Below are 14205 nucleotides of genomic sequence, written 5' to 3' on the forward strand. Positions count from 1 at the left end.
GCTTGACGGTGCAAGAATGGGCACGAAGCCCATGGACCCGGAGTGAAGCATGGAGGCGGAGCAAAACCGATCTCCTCTGAAACCGCGAGGCGAGTGGCATTCGCGCGGATTTCTCCCGCATTGGGAAGCTGGTGAAACCCCGCAGGCGCTCTTCTTCCGTCTGGCGGATTCCATGCCTCACCATATCCGCGAACGATGGGCGGAGGAATTGCAAACCCGGCCCGAAGCGATTCCGCCGGGCGAACGCAGAAGGCGCCTGGAAACCGTTCTGGATGCCGGCTTCAGCGAAGCCTTTCTGTGCCATGCCGCCATCGGCCCCATCATTGAGACCGCCCTGCTTCATTACGATGGCGATCGTTACAGGTTGCATGCCTGGTGCGTGATGCCGAACCATGTCCATGCTCTGATCACGCCGCTCAGCGGCCATACGCTTTCGGCCATCGTGCACGGCTGGAAGTCCTACACCGCCAAGCAGATCAACAGGATCTTGGAACGCACGGGCAAGGTGTGGTTTGAGGAATATTTCGATCGTAGGATCCGCAACGAGAAGCATTTCGAGGATTCCCGCCACTATATCGAGCAGAATCCGGTGAAGGCGGCACTTTGCGCGGAGCCGGCGCAATGGCGCTATTCGAGCGCTTCTTTTTCTGAACGCGCTCGGTGCTGAACGAGTGTCCTGCGCGCTCTGGTTTGGGGCTGCCGATCCTCGACCTGGGAAATCATAAGGGTTCAACTTTCTCCTTGAACCATTGAGCCTGTGGGATAGGAAGGGACGGGCAAGATGCCCGTGCACCCGGATTGCCATGCCCGATCTCCACGCTCCCCTGCGCCTCCGTCCCGACCCGAATGGCACGCCCGTCGAGTACCGGTGGATCCCCTTCGACCGTGCCGATCCGCGCTGGCACGAGCCCCTGGTCGACATGGCGACCGAGGGGTTGCTCACCGAAGCCTGGTATGCCCGCACCGATGGTGGCAATGCGCCCTATTTCATGCCGATCGCCGGCGCGGTGAAGACGGTGGCGGCCCGCGCCAGTGTGGCACGCCTGGTGCGCGAGGCCGATGCTGCCGTCTCCGGCCTGGGGCTGCGGCTCAAGGTGCTCGACGCCTACAGGCCGATCGAGACCCAGGCCGGCCTGTGGACCTTCTTCGAAAAGCAGGTGGCGGCCGAGCGTCCTGAGCTTTCCGCGGCCGAGCAGGAGGGAATCGTCCGTACCTTCGTCTCCGACCCGCGCCGCTTCAATCGCGAGGACGAGACCACTTGGCCGATCCATTCGACGGGCGGATCCGTCGACGTCGTGCTGGTGGATGCGGCCAGTGGCGCCGTGCTCGATCATGGCGCGGCCTTCGACGAAGGTCATGAGCGCTCCTATACCGACCATTATGAGCGCCTGCTGCAGCACGGCGAAATCGCCGCCGACGATGCCCGCCTGGTCAATCGCCGCATTCTGGTCAACGCCATGGTTAACGTGGGCTTTACCAACTACGCGTACGAATTCTGGCACTTCGACTACGGAACGCAGGCCCACATCCTGACCCTGCAGGATGAAGGACAGGTCGGCGTTCCCCAAGCTGCGTGGTATGGAACCACGGACCTGCCGGAAGGACTATGCTGATCCAATCGACTTTCTCCGCCAAGGGCGCTCCCCATGCCATCGTCTCGCTGGGCAAGCCGCTCGAAGCCGGGGCTCCGCATGTCATCTGGGCCCATGGCTGGGGCCAGGATCATCGGGCCTTCCAGGCCCTGGCGGTCTCCCTGGAACGGGCTGCCCATCACACGCTGATCGACTTTCCCGGTTTCGGCCAGAGCCCGGTGCCGCCTGAGACAGGCCATGGCGGCATCTGGGATACGGCTGACTACGCCGATGCCGTCGCCGAATGGCTTGGAACCCTGCCGCGCGGCAAACGCATCTGGGTGGGGCACTCCTTCGGCGGGCGCGTCGGCCTCCGGCTGGCGGCCCGTCATCCCGATGTCCTCGACGGCATGGTGCTGGTGGGCTCGCATGGCCTCAAGCCCATCCGCAGCCTGATGGCCCGGTTGAAGATCTTCTTGCGCGTGCGTACCTTCAAGGCCCTCAAGCTCCTCGAAAGACTCGGCGTCGATGTGTCGGCCCGCAAGGCCAAGTATGGCTCGGCCGATTATCGCAATGCCGGCGGCATGCGCCCTGTTTTCGTCAAGGTGATCGGCGAGGACCAGAGCGAAGCCATCAAGGCCATCCGCATTCCCGTCCGCATCATCTGCGGCGCGCTCGACGACCAGGCCCCGCCGGAGATGAGCGAACGCATGGGCCGGCTCATCCCGGGCGCCAGCGTCAGCATCCTGCCGGGCCTCGACCATTACACCGTTCTGTCCGATGGCGGCCCCCAGATCGCCCATACGGTTGCCAAGCTGCTGGAGGCTTGATGCTGGAAACACTGGCCCCCGTGCTGAATTCGGCTCATCTCGCCGCCGCTCTGGTGTTGGTGGCCTTCGTCCCTTTCGCCTGGAAGCGCTTCCTGACCTATCTGCATATCTTCCAGCAGGAGGAATATGACGGCCGGCGCTTCCTGCACTGGCTCTTCTACAACGTGGTTGTCGATACCAAGGCGAGCCTTGCCATCGTCCTCCTCTCGGTGATGGCCAAGCTCTACCCCTCGCCGGTGCTGGTGCTCGCGCTGTTCATCGCCGTGATCCTGCTGGTGGTGGCACGGCGGGAGCGCGATCCGCGCCAGACGGGCAAGAAGAAGCTGGCGATGACGCAGCGCGCCACCCGCATCCTGCGTGTCGCCTTCGCCCTGGTCCTGGTGACCGGCCTCGTCGGGGTCGGCTTCGGCGTGGCACCGGTCTGGGTCGTGCTGTTGATCCAGCTGATCCCCTTCGCCCTGGTCGCGGCGGTAATGATCCTGCAGCCCGGCGAGAACCGCATCCAGCAGGGCTTCTGGAACGAGGCGCATGAGAAACTCAAGCGCCTGTCGCCGGTCATCGTCGGCGTCACCGGCTCCTATGGCAAGACCTCGACCAAGCACATCCTCGGCCATCTGCTCGAAAGCGCCGGCTCGGCGCTGATTACGCCCGGCTCGGTCAACACGCCGATGGGCATTGCCCGCATCGTGCGCGAACGCCTGGAGCCCTATCACCGCCATTTCGTGGTGGAGATGGGCGCCTATGGCCCGGGCTCGATCGAGCGTCTCTGCCGCCTGGCCCCACCCGACATCGCGGTGGTGACGGCCGTCGGCGCCGCCCATTACGAGCGCTTCAAGTCGCTCGACATCGTGGCCAAGACCAAGTTCGAGCTGCCCACCGCAGCGATCGCGCGGGGCGGCAAGGCGATCATCAACGATGCCGTGCTCGCCTTCAAGGATGCCCGCGACTTCACCGATGCACACCGCCCCTCGATGGTGCTGGTCGGCAATGGCGAGGGCAGCGAGGCCCGCATCAATGCCGTCACCCAGGAAAAGGACGGGCTCAAGGTCTCCCTGACCTATCTGGGCAAGGACTACCAGCTCTCCGCTCCGCTCTACGGCCTGCATCACGGCAGCAACATGGCGATTGCCTTCGTCACGGCGCTGGCGATGGACATCGACGCCGAGACGGCCGAAATCGCCATGCGCTCGACGCCGCAGATCAGCCATCGCCTCGAGGTGAAGCGCCAGGCCGACGGCACGGTCATCATCGACGATGCCTATAATTCCAATCCGGCGGGCTTCGCCTCGGCCCTGGAGATCCTGCCCTTGCTGGTCTCGGGGGAGGGGCGGCGCATCCTGGTGACGCCAGGCATGGTCGAACTAGGCGCTGCCCATGCCGAGGAGCATCGCAAGATCGGCACCAAGGCCGGTGACACGGTCGACATTCTGCTGGCCGTGGCGCCCGATCGCATCCGCGACCTCATCGACGCCTACAAGGCGGCGAAACCCGACGGCCAGGTGGTGGAATGTGCCAGCTTCGCCGCGGCGCAGGCCTGGATGGGCACCAATCTGAAGGCCGGGGACGTGGTGCTGCTCGAAAATGACCTGCCCGACCTCTATGAGCGCCAGTTGCGGCTGTGATCATGGCTCGTGAAGGCACGATCCGGGACCGGCGCACCTTCATCACCGCCAATACGCGCCCGCTGCCGGTGCCGCATGCGCCGGAAATCAGCCTCTATCTTGCGGACGAGGTCACGCCGCTCTGGCTGAAGACCGAGGAGGAGCTCGGCGAAATGGGGCTGCCGCCGCCCTTTTGGGCCTTCGCCTGGGCCGGCGGCCAGGCGCTGGCGCGCTATATCCTCGACCATCCCGATCATGTGGCCGGCCGCCGCGTGCTCGACTTCGCCTCTGGCTCCGGCCTGGTGGCTGTAGCAGCGATGAAGGCGGGAGCGGCGCAGGCCCTTGCCGCCGACATCGACGCGTTCGCCGTCGAGGCCATCCGGCTCAATGCCGAACTCAATGGCGTGGCGGTCGAGCCCTGCAGCGAGAATGTGCTCGGGCGCTTCGATCCGCCCGTCGATGTCGTCCTGGCGGGTGACATCTTCTACGACCGCGAGATTTCGGCCGAGGTCCTGACCTGGCTCAAGGGCTGGCGCGAACGCGGGGCCACCATCCTGGTGGGCGATCCCGGCCGGACCTACCTGCCCAGGGACGAACTCAGTCTGCTGGCGACCTATCAGGTGCCGGTTTCGCGTGACCTGGAGGACCTGGAGATCAAGAAGACCAGCGTATGGACGCTAAAAGCGTGAGCCGCCTGGACGTGGCTAGTCATCGGGAAACAATATCCTTTCGTAGTCCCGAGCTCCGTGGAGTACGTGCAAGATTTCCACATTGCTGACAGTGAGACGATAGAAAATCAGATAGTTGCCGTAAGGCGGCGGCGAATACCCGCCTTTTCCCTGTTTGGTATGAGCGGATAAGCCTTCGGCATCGTGCCGAGCTGCAAGCATCGCTCATAAAGTTCGCCCAAGAAGCTGTCAGCTCGGGTCGGATTGTCATCGGCAATGGTTCGCCCGATCGCCAGCATGTCGTTCCAGGCCTGTTCGGTAACGACGACCTTCATTTGGTGGAATTGGCAGCGGGAAGATTCAACTTCTTGCGCAATTTCCGGAAGGCCTCATCCAGCGGCATGGTTCGCCCCGCTTCGGCATCTGCGATACCGCGCGCCAGGGCAGTGTCCAGCGCCTTCAGCTTCTCCTCATGATCCCGCTGCTTAAGGTAGCTCTCGCGGATCAGTGAGCGGACATATTCGCTGCTGGAGGCGAACGCCCCTCGGCGTACTTCTTCGCGGACGAACTGTTCAAGCTCGTCCGTCAATGTCAGCGTCATCTGTCCAGCCGGTTTCATCGGGGATCCTCGCTTGAAGGAAGTTGCAGTGTATCACACTGCTTTTCACTTCATCAACGCCAGCGAGAAAGGCTGAAATACGCGCGATCATCGCAGCTTTGCCAGCATCACCGGGGTCTTATCGTCAGTCCCGGGCGCGCCTTTCAGGAAGGCGAGGGCATCTGTGATGCCTTTGAGGGAAGGCCTGTCCTTTTCCACGGGCGATAGAGGCGCGACCAGCTTTGTCCAATTCCGGATCGCGTCCAGATGGTCGAACCGGATACGCTCGCCGAGATTGGCCACGGATGGATAATCCTTGACGTATCTGGGATCCCGAGGCTTGCCGCTGCATTTGAAACCATCGGCGCGCATGCCGTTGGCATCGCATTTTTCCTCATATTCGTCGGGCAGGCCGATCATATGCACGAATTCGTGGATCGCGGGGCGCTGCTTGTAGGATTTGTTGTCCGCCTGCCGGGTGATGGGACCGAGGTCGTTGCTGAAAAGCGTCGTCCGGCCGACGATGTTGCCATGAGCATGCTCGACATTGCTGGTATAGAATTGGCGCTTGGGGACTTTGACGACGTCTATCGTCCAGTGATCCCCCGGCTCCCAGCTATACAATCCCGATCCGAAATGGAATTCGAGACCGACGATGCGGCCACTCGATGTCGTGGTCAGGGATTTCATATTGAATTTGTTCTGAATGTCGGCTTGCCACCGCGTCGCGAAACCGACCATTTCCTGCTGGCTGGTCCAGGTCTCGCTCTTGCCGGCAACAAAGCGAAAATACAGCTTCATGAAGCAGATCGTACGCGGGCCACCCAGCGTCTCGACAAAATAGATGTCGTAGAGGGGGCCTTTGACACCGACGGCCCACATCTGGGCATAGGTAGCGAGGCTGGCAGGAAGGGCGGTATTCGAAACGGCCTTGACCTGGTCGGCGAGGATCCCGGGCACCACTGTCGGCATGCGGCTCTTTCCATTCGGCTATCGGCCCTTTCGAGCCGGCAGGCAACGTTAGGTAACCCAACATACTATGCCTGATGGTCGTGCCGATATTCTCTCCGGTGCCCCGGGTCATCGTCCGCCCGAGGCTCAAGGTGCCGTCAAGGCCCGGGGACGCCGACCCGGATGAGGGCGGAAAAATCGGGGCTGTCGCCGGCTGCCTTGGCGCGCGTCTCGATCTGGCCGCGCTGGCGCAGCTCGCTGAGCGGCACTTGATGGCTCAGGGCGCCGATGTCGTAGAGATAGTCGGGCATATAGCCGCTGACGAGCACGCGCCAGTCGACCGGCAGGTCGGGATCGAGTTTCTGGGCGAGGTGGAAGGGTACCGTGGTGCAATTGGTGGTCGCCGTGTTGTAGAAGCGCGGCCTGGCGGCGAGATCGTTGGCTTCCGAGAGGAGATAGAGGATCAGCTCCTTGGCCTGGGGCGGGCTGGTGCGCAGCCGGAAGAGCTGAACATCCTCGCCCCTGACATTGGAACGCACGCGAATGACGTCGCGCTCGTCGGCGGCGATCACCACGAGTTCGTTCTGCTTGAAGAAGCCGGATATCGCCGAATACACCTCGTTTTTCTGGCGTCTCACCTCCACGGAAAAGGCGAGGTGGCGCCCGTCGGCGAAGCCGAAGCTCAGTATGGTATGGGCGATGGCCGGGCCGGACCAATAGGAGGCGAACAGGTCGACGCTGGTGATGGTGTCGAGATCGTAGCTGCGGTCGTCCCAGTGCTCGGTAAAATCGTTGTCGGAGCGCCAGTCGAAATCGCGCACATTGGTGAGCCGGGCGGTGGAGCCCTCCACGGTGGCGGTGAACTGGCGCGCCACGTCATCAGCCCAATTGCCGTTGCCGGTCGGCTGGATGGTGGACCACCAGATCAGCAGACCGGCGAAGGCGATGACGAAGGGAAGAGTGAGCCTCCAGCGTGCCGCGATCACGGCGGCCAGGGCGAGGAAGGCAAGAACGATCCATAGAGCGGGGAGGGCATAGCGGCCAAATTCCCCGAGTGGCAGGCGATACCACAGCGCCAGCGTGCCCCAGAGTGCGGCGAGCATGGCCGCCAGCACCAGCAGGAGGCGACCGGCGATGCTGAGCAGCCTGGCGGTCATCGGCGCTTTCTCATCCCAGCTTCAGCTGCCCGCGCGCGATCTCGAACAGCATCACGCCGGTCGCCACCGCCAGATTGAGCGAATCGGCCTGGCCGCGCATCGGAATCTTGACGAGATGGCTGCAGGCCGCCGCCAGGTCGTCGGGCAGGCCCTGCTGCTCATTGCCCATCAGGAGGAGGCAGGGGCTGCGGGCATAGGCGACGTCGCGATAGTCATGTGTGCCGGACAGATGGGTGCCGATGACGAGGCCGTCGAAGCCCTTGCGCCAGGCGAGGAAGGCCTGCGGCGTTGCCGTCGCCAGGCGGACATTGAAGATCGAGCCCATGGTGGCCCTGACGGCCTCGATGCCGAAGGGATCGGTGGTGTCGCCGATCAGCACGATGCCCTCGGCGCCGACCGCATCGGCGGTACGGATGATGGTGCCGAGATTGCCGGGATCGCGCACCCGGTCGAGCCCGATCCAGATCTGATCGCGCGCGATCTTGACGCTGTCGACTTTTTCCAGGCGCTGCTCGAAGACGCCGATCACCGTCTGCGGATTGTCGCGGCGCGACAGCTTTTCCAGGATCTCGCCGGTAACCTCCAATACCTCTCCGCCGGCCTGACGGGTGGCGCGTACGGCGCGGGCCAGCATCGGTTTGTCCTCGCCAGAGCGGTGCACCAGGATGCGGATCGGCCAGCCGGCCTCGATGGCGTCGGCCACCAGCTTCAACCCTTCGGCGATGAACAGGCCGGCCTCCTGGCGGACCTTGCGCATCTCGAGCGCACGGATGTCCTTGATCAGAGGATTGGTCAGGCTGGTCACGACGCGGGAGACGGGCGCGACCGGCGCTGCGGGACGCGGGCGTTGAAAGCGGGGCTTCATGCGGCGCCTCCGCCAGCACTCCAGCGTGAATAGAGCGAGGTCGAGAGCAGGCGCCCCGAACCCTCCTCGGACACGACGAGTTCGCCGGAGGTGATGTCGCCGCCGAGTTCGCCGAACACCTCGCGGGTGAGTTCGTGCACCGCCACGAAGGACGCGCGGATGGCATAGGCGGTGACGATCACGAAGGCCGGCTTGTCGGTGAGCACGGCCCGGCAGAGGTCGAGCATCTTGGGCAGGTCGCGGAAGAGGTCCCACACCTCGCCGCCCGGGCCGCGTCCATATTTGGGCGGATCGAGCAGCACGATGTCGTATTGCGAGCCGCGACGCTGCTCGCGCGCGGTGAACTTCATGGCGTCGTCGACGATCCAGCGGATCGGCGCATCGGCGAGGCCGGCCAGGGCCTGGTTCTCGCGCGCGAAGCCGATCGACTTCTTGGAGGCGTCGACATGGGTGACCTGGGCGCCATGCTTGGCCGCGAGCAGGGAGGCGACGCCGGTATAGCCGAACAGATTGAGCACCCGGGCCGGGCGCTTCAGGGCCTGAAGCGCCTCGATCATGTAGTCCCAATGCGGGGCCTGTTCGGGAAAGAAGCCAAGATGGCGGAAGGGCGTGAAGCGGCCGTGGAAGGCGACGCCGCGATAGGAGACGGGGAAGGTCTCGACCGGCCTGCCGGCGAATTTCCAGCGCCCGTCCGAGCCCTCGTCCTCGGCATTCATGCCCAGGAAGACGGCATCGGCCTTGTCCCAGGCCTCGGGCTTCAGGCGCAGGCCCATGGCCTGCGGCTCGGGACGGTCGACGAGGAGCTTGCCGAAGCGTTCGAGCTTGCGGCCTTCGCCGCAATCGACCAGGCGATAATCGGCGAAGCCGGGTGTCACCAGCAATTGCGGCAGGGTCTGGGTAACGGAATGTCGTAGGTCGGGCATGCGCGGACCAAACAGGAGTTTTTCGCGCGCGGCAAGTGCGTTCTTGCCGGGCCATGGGACCTAGTCCCCATGCAGTTTACTTCAGTGGCGGTAAGTTCGCGCACGTTTTTCATTGTAAGCGAACTACATGGAAACTAGACCGCTGCCACGACGATGTGCGCCTGAATCTTGGCGGCAACCTCTCCTTGGCCGTGCCGGGCTGCGATCGCGGCTGCCGCATGATCGGTTGCCGCGTCGAGCGTTCCTGCCGCCCTGGCCTCGATTTCGGTGCGAAGCAGGGTTCCCTGGCAATAGGCAAGGGCCGGCAGTCGCGGTGAGGAGGCACGGCTTTGCTCGGCCCTCGTCTCGATCAGCACGCGGGCGAAGCCGGCGCCCTCCAACTCCCTTCGGATCAATCCGGTATCGTGATAGCCATGCGGCGTGCGCGCCAGGAAGCGCGGCGGATCGTCCGGGAAGATCCCCGCCAGGGCCTTCGTCACCTCATCGGCAAAGACATTTTCCTCGATCCGATCCCAGACGTTGAACAGGAAATGGCCGCCGGGTCTGAGCAGCCGCCTTGCTTCGCGATAGGCGGCCGGCCGGTCGGGAAAGAACATCGCGCCGAACTGGCAGCAGACGAGATCGAAGGCCGCATCGTCGAAAGGCAGGGCCAGGGCATCGGCCTGGCGCCAGGTGATGCGGCTGTCGGGAGCCTGCCGCGAAGCGGCGTAGTCGAGCATCGGCTGGTTGAGGTCGGTGACGACATAGTGGGCGTCGGGAGACAGTTTTGGCGCGAGTTCGCGGGTGACGACCCCCGTGCCCGCGGCGATTTCCAGGACCGAAATGGGCGACAGGGACGCGGCCCGTCGCGCCAGGTCGACGGCAAACGCCTCGAAAATCAGCGGCACCATATAGCGGTCGTAGTTTTCCGGAATCGAGCCCGTGAACAGCTTGTCCGCTTCCAACATGGCGATCACCCACCGTCGGTTCGGTTGCGCCAGCTTAGCATGAATGGCGTGTCCCTGCCTGTTTTCGACCGGGCGCCCTTGGGCGTCAGGCCGGTCCCTCCGCCTTGCGCTCGCCGCCGCGCAGGGCCTCCAGCGAGCGCAGCATCTTTCGCTTCAGCGGCGGCGTGACGTTGACGAGGCGCATGGCGGTGCGCTGGCAAGCCAGCAAGATACGCCCGATCACCGGCCTGTGGATCGCCGTGCGGCCGTCCATCTGCCGGCGCGACCGTTCGACCGCCTCGGCACTGTATCGCCGCATCTCGGCCTCATAGGCACCGATCGCCGCCACCAGGCCCGAGCGTCCCTCCTGAACCGCCTGAAGATGCCGGGTCAGCAGGGCGGCATCGCGCAGCGCCGTATTGGCGCCGACCCCGCGTCCCGGGGTCATGGTGTGGATGGCATCGCCCAGCAAGGTGACATTGGAAGGCGCCCAGGGTTCGATGGGCACCGAGGTGCGGATGACAACCGGAAACACCGAATTCGGATCGGAAGCGGCCAGCAGCCGGCGCCAGTCCGGGTGCCATGTTGCGGTGAGGCGCCGGCTCAGAGCCAGCAGGGCTTCCCCGTTCATCGTGCGCAGGTCTTCGGGAAACTTGTCGGCGGCCGCCCAGATGCCCCAGCTGATATAGTCGCGGCTGTTGTCGAAGCGCAGGCCGGGCCATTGGGCGATCAGGTCGGCATCCGTCGCGCCGATGCCGTGCTTGGGGGCACCAGCCTCGTCCCAGGGAAACTCCATGACATGGAGAATGCCGCCGAAACCCCTTGGGGCCAGGATCAGCGTTACGCCGCGGTGAATCTTGGGGGTGAGAAGTGCCAGGGTTTCCGGCGTGGCGGGCACCTTTCCGCCGATCGAACGTATCAGCGTGTCGTCCATGCCGGCCTGCGGCAGATATTGCCGGCGGATGCGCGAGTTGGAGCCGTCGGCCGCGACCAGCACGTCGGCGACCGCGCTCGATCCGTCTTCGAAGAAGGCCTCGACCTTGCCGTCCGCCCGCTGCTCGTAGCGGGAAAACACCTTGTCGAAATGGGTGACGTCTTCCAGCCCCGTCAGCAGGACCTGGCGGAGCGTCATGCGGCTGACGGAACGTTCGCCATGGCGAGGATCCATCGGCGGGCTGGGCTTCAGGCTCAGCAATTCGCCATAGTGCTCGCTGAGCATGTTGAACCATTGCGGGGAGATGGCGCAGGTCGCCAGAAAGGTCTCGTACAACGCCGGCGGCAGGTTGGCGTCGAGCGCGCGGCAGCCATCGGGGTCGATGCCGACCCGGAAGCCCTGCAGCCCGCCCTTGCGGGTGCGGTCGCGTTCGAACACGTTGACGGCGATGCCGGCCCGCTTGAGGCCATGGGCAAGGCAGAGGCCACCGGTGCCGGCGCCGATGACCATCACGCTCAGATTTTGCTTTTCGGGGACATTGGACATGGTTCCTCCTTTCCCGCGCGGGGCGTCCCGGCGGGTGGCTGACGGTCGATGAAGGCCGCGCGACATCCGCCTCGAAAGAGGTTGGCCGCGGTCTTCCTTGGGATTATGGGTGGAACGCCGGGGAGCGGGCTTATCCGGGGCGGGGCGGTTGTTCACCCTCGAACTGGGCGGCGATTGTCTTGAGTTCCTCGATCGACCAGGCGAGCCGGCCCGAGCGGAGATCGGCGATGACCCCTTCGATCCAGTTTCGCTCCGCGCTCACGATGGCCAGCATATACTGGCTTTCCAGCAGCACCACGCGTGGCAGCACGGTGAGATAGTTCTCCAGCTCCGCTGCCAGTTCGAATTCGCGCTTGCGCAAGGCCGTCAACCGCGTTTCGAGCAGCGGCATGACTTCCTCCGGCGAAAGCAGCGGGAGGAAGGACATGGTGACCGGGAATTCCGGAAACTCGTTGTGCGGTTCCGCCAGCATCGTGCGCAGCCAATCGACGGCAACCGTGCGCCCGAGCGGGGTTGCCTCATAAACGGTCCGCTCCGGCCGTCCCTCGCTCTTCTCGACACTGCCCGGAGCGATCAGGCCTTCGCGTTCGAGCCGCTCGATGGTCTGATAGAGCGAGCCGCGCTGGCGGATATTGATGACCTCCTCCTTGCCGCGCGATTTCAGCAATTGCTGCATGCGATAGGGATGCATGGGCGCTTCGATCAGAAGCGCGAGCACGGCGAGGGCAAGCGGCGAGCGTTTGAAATTTGCCATAGTCATATTATTACTAGCTTTGGTAAGGCTAGTCAATTTATAACTATATGAACATCCAAGAAAGTGGCCTGAAATGCGCAACGCCCCGGCATTGGGGTCGGGGCGTCGAGCAGAAGGGCGGTGGGGTGCCGCGTGCGATCAGTTGGCCGGCAGGCTGACCGAGACGGGAATGGTCTTGATCGTTACCGTCCTGCTGGCAGGCGCCTTCACGGTCACGGCCTTGACGCTCGCAGGCTTGACGGTGGCCGGTTTGGCCGGGGCGGCAGGCATGGAGGAGGAAGCTGGTTTGGAGGCGGAAATCGGTTTGGCTGCGGCGGGCTTGGACGCCGCCGGCTTTGCCGTCTTGGGCGGTGCAACCGGCACCGAGCCGGTACGGTCCACCGGGGTGGGTTGGGCATTGGCGTCCTTGGCCACGAGCTGATCGGCCGGCGTGTCGAAATTGTAGACGTCCGGGCGGAACTGCACGCTGCCGTCGGGGCCGCCCCAGCCCGTCAGGTAGACCCAGGCGACGGGAATCGGCTTGGCCGGCTTGATGGTCTTGGGTTCGCCGGAATCGATCTGGTCCTGGATTGCCTGACCGCTCCAGTCGGAACCTTCCATGATCCAGGCAGCGAGATCCTGGGCGCCGGCGACGCGGATGCAGCCCGAGGACTGGAAGCGAACATCGTTGCGGAAGAGCTCGCGGTGTGAGGTGTCGTGCATGTAGACGGCATCGGAGTTGGGCATGTCGATGCGCAGGAAGCCGAGCGAGTTCCACACCCCGGGATCCTGCTTGGCGAGGAAATCGGAAGCGCGCGCCTTGCTCCAGTCCACAGTGGTCGGATCGATCTCCTGGCGGCCGCGATAGAGCCTGAGATGGTTGGCCTTCAGATAGCCCGGGTCCTTCTGAAGCTTGGGCATGATGTCGGCCTTGAAGATCGACTGCGGCGCGTTCCAGTAGGGCAGGATGTTGACGGCGATGACCCTGGTCTGCAGCGTCGGCGAGGCGCGGTCGGGCCGGCCGACCACGGTGGTGTAGGTGCGCGCCACCACGCCATTGTCGACCGCCTCCAGGGCGGCGGCGGGAATGTTGGAGACGATGTAGCGTTCGCCGAACTTGAACTTGAGGGCGGCCAGGCGGTTGGCGGAGGCGTCGAGCTCGCGCAGCCGCTGCTCCACCGGCACGTTGAGCGCCAGCATGGTGAGGCGGCCGACCGAGCCGGTCTCGCTCAGGCCGTGCCGGGCCTGGAAGTGCTTGAGCGCATCCTGCGTGGCCTGGTCGAACTCGCTGCTGGGCGGCAGGGACGGATCGAGGTCGCGGGTGGCGGTGAGCCGGTCGCGCAGGGCCTTGGCGAACTTGCCCTTGGCGCCGATCCTCAGGCCCGCAGCGGCCGGCGGCAAGGCCTGCCAGCCGCCACTGTCGGCGATCTCCTCATAGGCGGAGATAGCCCGCAAGGTCAGTTCATAGGTGCGCGGGGAATAGTTGGGTTCCTCGTTGGCGAAAGCCGGGATGGTGAAGGCGACGACGAGGGCGGAAGTCAGGGCGCTCAGGCGGCGCAATGTGGCGCCGGACCAGGAAGAAGGGCAGGGGGACGATGTCTCCCGGTCTTGAAACGAATACGAAAGCCAGGAGGAGGTCATGAAATCACTCAAACGCAACTGGAGACACTTTCAGGCCCGCAGACTAGCGCGAGGATAGTGAATCTTTCCTTACGGGAGGTCCCTGGCCCGTTAACGATGATCCGATGGCCGTCATTGCGGGCTCTGCCAATCCGCAGGATTGGCATGGCGAAGCAATCCAGGCTCTGCGCCATGGGAGAAACTGAATTGCTTCGCTGCGCTCGCAATGACGGCGCGCCATCGATGGGAGTGGCGAGCCGGCGGCATGACGCCGGTGATCGT

16 protein-coding genes are annotated in these 14205 nt (G+C 64.3%); 5 read left to right on the top strand and 11 right to left on the bottom strand.

Features of this window, described 5'->3' with window-relative positions:
- Nucleotides 1–49: 49 nt before the first annotated feature.
- The 5 genes from ACIGJE_RS07635 (at nucleotide 50) to ACIGJE_RS07655 (ending at nucleotide 4691) form a co-directional block, all read left to right on the top strand.
- Nucleotides 50–667: an REP-associated tyrosine transposase gene (locus ACIGJE_RS07635; RefSeq protein WP_483679706.1), complete on the top strand. Its 618-nt coding sequence runs from the start codon at nucleotides 50–52 to the stop codon at nucleotides 665–667.
- 136 nt (nucleotides 668–803) lie between these two features.
- Nucleotides 804–1613 (top strand): M15 family metallopeptidase, encoded by an 810-nt coding sequence (locus ACIGJE_RS07640; RefSeq protein WP_483679708.1) that lies wholly within the window; start codon nucleotides 804–806, stop codon nucleotides 1611–1613.
- Nucleotides 1607–2401: an alpha/beta fold hydrolase gene (locus ACIGJE_RS07645; RefSeq protein WP_483679710.1), complete on the top strand. Its 795-nt coding sequence runs from the start codon at nucleotides 1607–1609 to the stop codon at nucleotides 2399–2401. Before ACIGJE_RS07640 ends, ACIGJE_RS07645 begins: the two co-directional genes overlap by 7 nt.
- Nucleotides 2401–4023, top strand: a complete 1623-nt coding sequence (locus ACIGJE_RS07650) for a Mur ligase family protein (protein ID WP_483679712.1) — start codon at nucleotides 2401–2403, stop codon at nucleotides 4021–4023. The genes ACIGJE_RS07645 and ACIGJE_RS07650 overlap by 1 nt, the downstream gene beginning before the upstream one ends.
- 2 nt (nucleotides 4024–4025) lie before the next feature.
- A complete protein-coding gene (locus ACIGJE_RS07655; protein WP_483679714.1) occupies nucleotides 4026–4691 on the top strand; it encodes a class I SAM-dependent methyltransferase in 666 nt (221 codons plus the stop codon).
- Nucleotides 4692–4706: 15 nt separating this feature from the next.
- On the opposite strand, the gene ACIGJE_RS07660 is transcribed toward ACIGJE_RS07655, so the two are convergent.
- The 11 genes from ACIGJE_RS07660 to ACIGJE_RS07710 all read right to left on the bottom strand — a co-directional run bounded on the left by ACIGJE_RS07660 (nucleotide 4707) and on the right by ACIGJE_RS07710 (nucleotide 13944).
- Nucleotides 4707–4802, bottom strand: coding sequence for a hypothetical protein (locus tag ACIGJE_RS07660; RefSeq protein ID WP_415086733.1), 96 nt, complete (start codon nucleotides 4800–4802; stop codon nucleotides 4707–4709).
- Nucleotides 4799–5005: a type II toxin-antitoxin system RelE/ParE family toxin gene (locus tag ACIGJE_RS07665; RefSeq protein WP_415086697.1), complete on the bottom strand. Its 207-nt coding sequence runs from the start codon at nucleotides 5003–5005 to the stop codon at nucleotides 4799–4801. The genes ACIGJE_RS07660 and ACIGJE_RS07665 overlap by 4 nt, the downstream gene beginning before the upstream one ends.
- Entirely contained in the window at nucleotides 5002–5289 is a 288-nt protein-coding gene (locus ACIGJE_RS07670; RefSeq protein WP_311944281.1) for a type II toxin-antitoxin system ParD family antitoxin, read from the bottom strand. Before ACIGJE_RS07670 ends, ACIGJE_RS07665 begins: the two co-directional genes overlap by 4 nt.
- Before the next feature lie 87 nt (nucleotides 5290–5376).
- Entirely contained in the window at nucleotides 5377–6240 is an 864-nt protein-coding gene (locus ACIGJE_RS07675; RefSeq protein WP_483679716.1) for a hypothetical protein, read from the bottom strand.
- Between the two features lie 137 nt (nucleotides 6241–6377).
- Entirely contained in the window at nucleotides 6378–7376 is a 999-nt protein-coding gene (locus ACIGJE_RS07680; RefSeq protein ID WP_415086701.1) for an Lnb N-terminal periplasmic domain-containing protein, read from the bottom strand.
- A gap of 10 nt (nucleotides 7377–7386) precedes the next feature.
- On the bottom strand, nucleotides 7387–8241 hold the full coding sequence (locus ACIGJE_RS07685; protein WP_415086703.1) for a TrmH family RNA methyltransferase: 855 nt from the start codon (nucleotides 8239–8241) through the stop codon (nucleotides 7387–7389).
- Nucleotides 8238–9164, bottom strand: coding sequence for a class I SAM-dependent methyltransferase (locus ACIGJE_RS07690; protein WP_415086705.1), 927 nt, complete (start codon nucleotides 9162–9164; stop codon nucleotides 8238–8240). The genes ACIGJE_RS07685 and ACIGJE_RS07690 overlap by 4 nt, the downstream gene beginning before the upstream one ends.
- 134 nt (nucleotides 9165–9298) lie before the next feature.
- Entirely contained in the window at nucleotides 9299–10111 is an 813-nt protein-coding gene (locus ACIGJE_RS07695) for a class I SAM-dependent methyltransferase (protein ID WP_415086707.1), read from the bottom strand.
- 85 nt (nucleotides 10112–10196) lie between these two features.
- The gene (locus tag ACIGJE_RS07700; protein WP_483679719.1) at nucleotides 10197–11570 is read right to left on the bottom strand and encodes an FAD-dependent oxidoreductase; all 1374 of its coding nucleotides are present in this window, start codon (nucleotides 11568–11570) and stop codon (nucleotides 10197–10199) included.
- A gap of 130 nt (nucleotides 11571–11700) precedes the next feature.
- Entirely contained in the window at nucleotides 11701–12324 is a 624-nt protein-coding gene (locus tag ACIGJE_RS07705; RefSeq protein ID WP_415086711.1) for a PadR family transcriptional regulator, read from the bottom strand.
- A 138-nt stretch (nucleotides 12325–12462) separates the two neighbouring features.
- Entirely contained in the window at nucleotides 12463–13944 is a 1482-nt protein-coding gene (locus ACIGJE_RS07710) for a L,D-transpeptidase family protein (RefSeq protein WP_367626793.1), read from the bottom strand.
- Between the last annotated feature and the right edge of the window lie 261 nt (nucleotides 13945–14205).

It is taken from the genome of Labrys sp. E2SS-1L, from assembly GCF_057073705.1.

What these genes read in the sequence shown, in the direction of transcription:
- ACIGJE_RS07670 (WP_311944281.1), bottom strand. Translation starts at nt 5,289, where the DNA reads ATGAAACCGGCTGGACAGATGACGCTGACATTGACGGACGAGCTTGAA.
- ACIGJE_RS07655 (WP_483679714.1), top strand. Translation starts at nt 4,026, where the DNA reads ATGGCTCGTGAAGGCACGATCCGGGACCGGCGCACCTTCATCACCGCC.
- ACIGJE_RS07700 (WP_483679719.1), bottom strand. Translation starts at nt 11,570, where the DNA reads ATGTCCAATGTCCCCGAAAAGCAAAATCTGAGCGTGATGGTCATCGGC.
- ACIGJE_RS07680 (WP_415086701.1), bottom strand. Translation starts at nt 7,376, where the DNA reads ATGACCGCCAGGCTGCTCAGCATCGCCGGTCGCCTCCTGCTGGTGCTG.
- ACIGJE_RS07695 (WP_415086707.1), bottom strand. Translation starts at nt 10,111, where the DNA reads ATGTTGGAAGCGGACAAGCTGTTCACGGGCTCGATTCCGGAAAACTAC.
- ACIGJE_RS07690 (WP_415086705.1), bottom strand. Translation starts at nt 9,164, where the DNA reads ATGCCCGACCTACGACATTCCGTTACCCAGACCCTGCCGCAATTGCTG.
- ACIGJE_RS07650 (WP_483679712.1), top strand. Translation starts at nt 2,401, where the DNA reads ATGCTGGAAACACTGGCCCCCGTGCTGAATTCGGCTCATCTCGCCGCC.
- ACIGJE_RS07640 (WP_483679708.1), top strand. Translation starts at nt 804, where the DNA reads ATGCCCGATCTCCACGCTCCCCTGCGCCTCCGTCCCGACCCGAATGGC.
- ACIGJE_RS07685 (WP_415086703.1), bottom strand. Translation starts at nt 8,241, where the DNA reads ATGAAGCCCCGCTTTCAACGCCCGCGTCCCGCAGCGCCGGTCGCGCCC.
- ACIGJE_RS07665 (WP_415086697.1), bottom strand. Translation starts at nt 5,005, where the DNA reads ATGAAGGTCGTCGTTACCGAACAGGCCTGGAACGACATGCTGGCGATC.
- ACIGJE_RS07675 (WP_483679716.1), bottom strand. Translation starts at nt 6,240, where the DNA reads ATGCCGACAGTGGTGCCCGGGATCCTCGCCGACCAGGTCAAGGCCGTT.
- ACIGJE_RS07645 (WP_483679710.1), top strand. Translation starts at nt 1,607, where the DNA reads ATGCTGATCCAATCGACTTTCTCCGCCAAGGGCGCTCCCCATGCCATC.
- ACIGJE_RS07710 (WP_367626793.1), bottom strand. Translation starts at nt 13,944, where the DNA reads ATGACCTCCTCCTGGCTTTCGTATTCGTTTCAAGACCGGGAGACATCG.
- ACIGJE_RS07635 (WP_483679706.1), top strand. Translation starts at nt 50, where the DNA reads ATGGAGGCGGAGCAAAACCGATCTCCTCTGAAACCGCGAGGCGAGTGG.
- ACIGJE_RS07705 (WP_415086711.1), bottom strand. Translation starts at nt 12,324, where the DNA reads ATGGCAAATTTCAAACGCTCGCCGCTTGCCCTCGCCGTGCTCGCGCTT.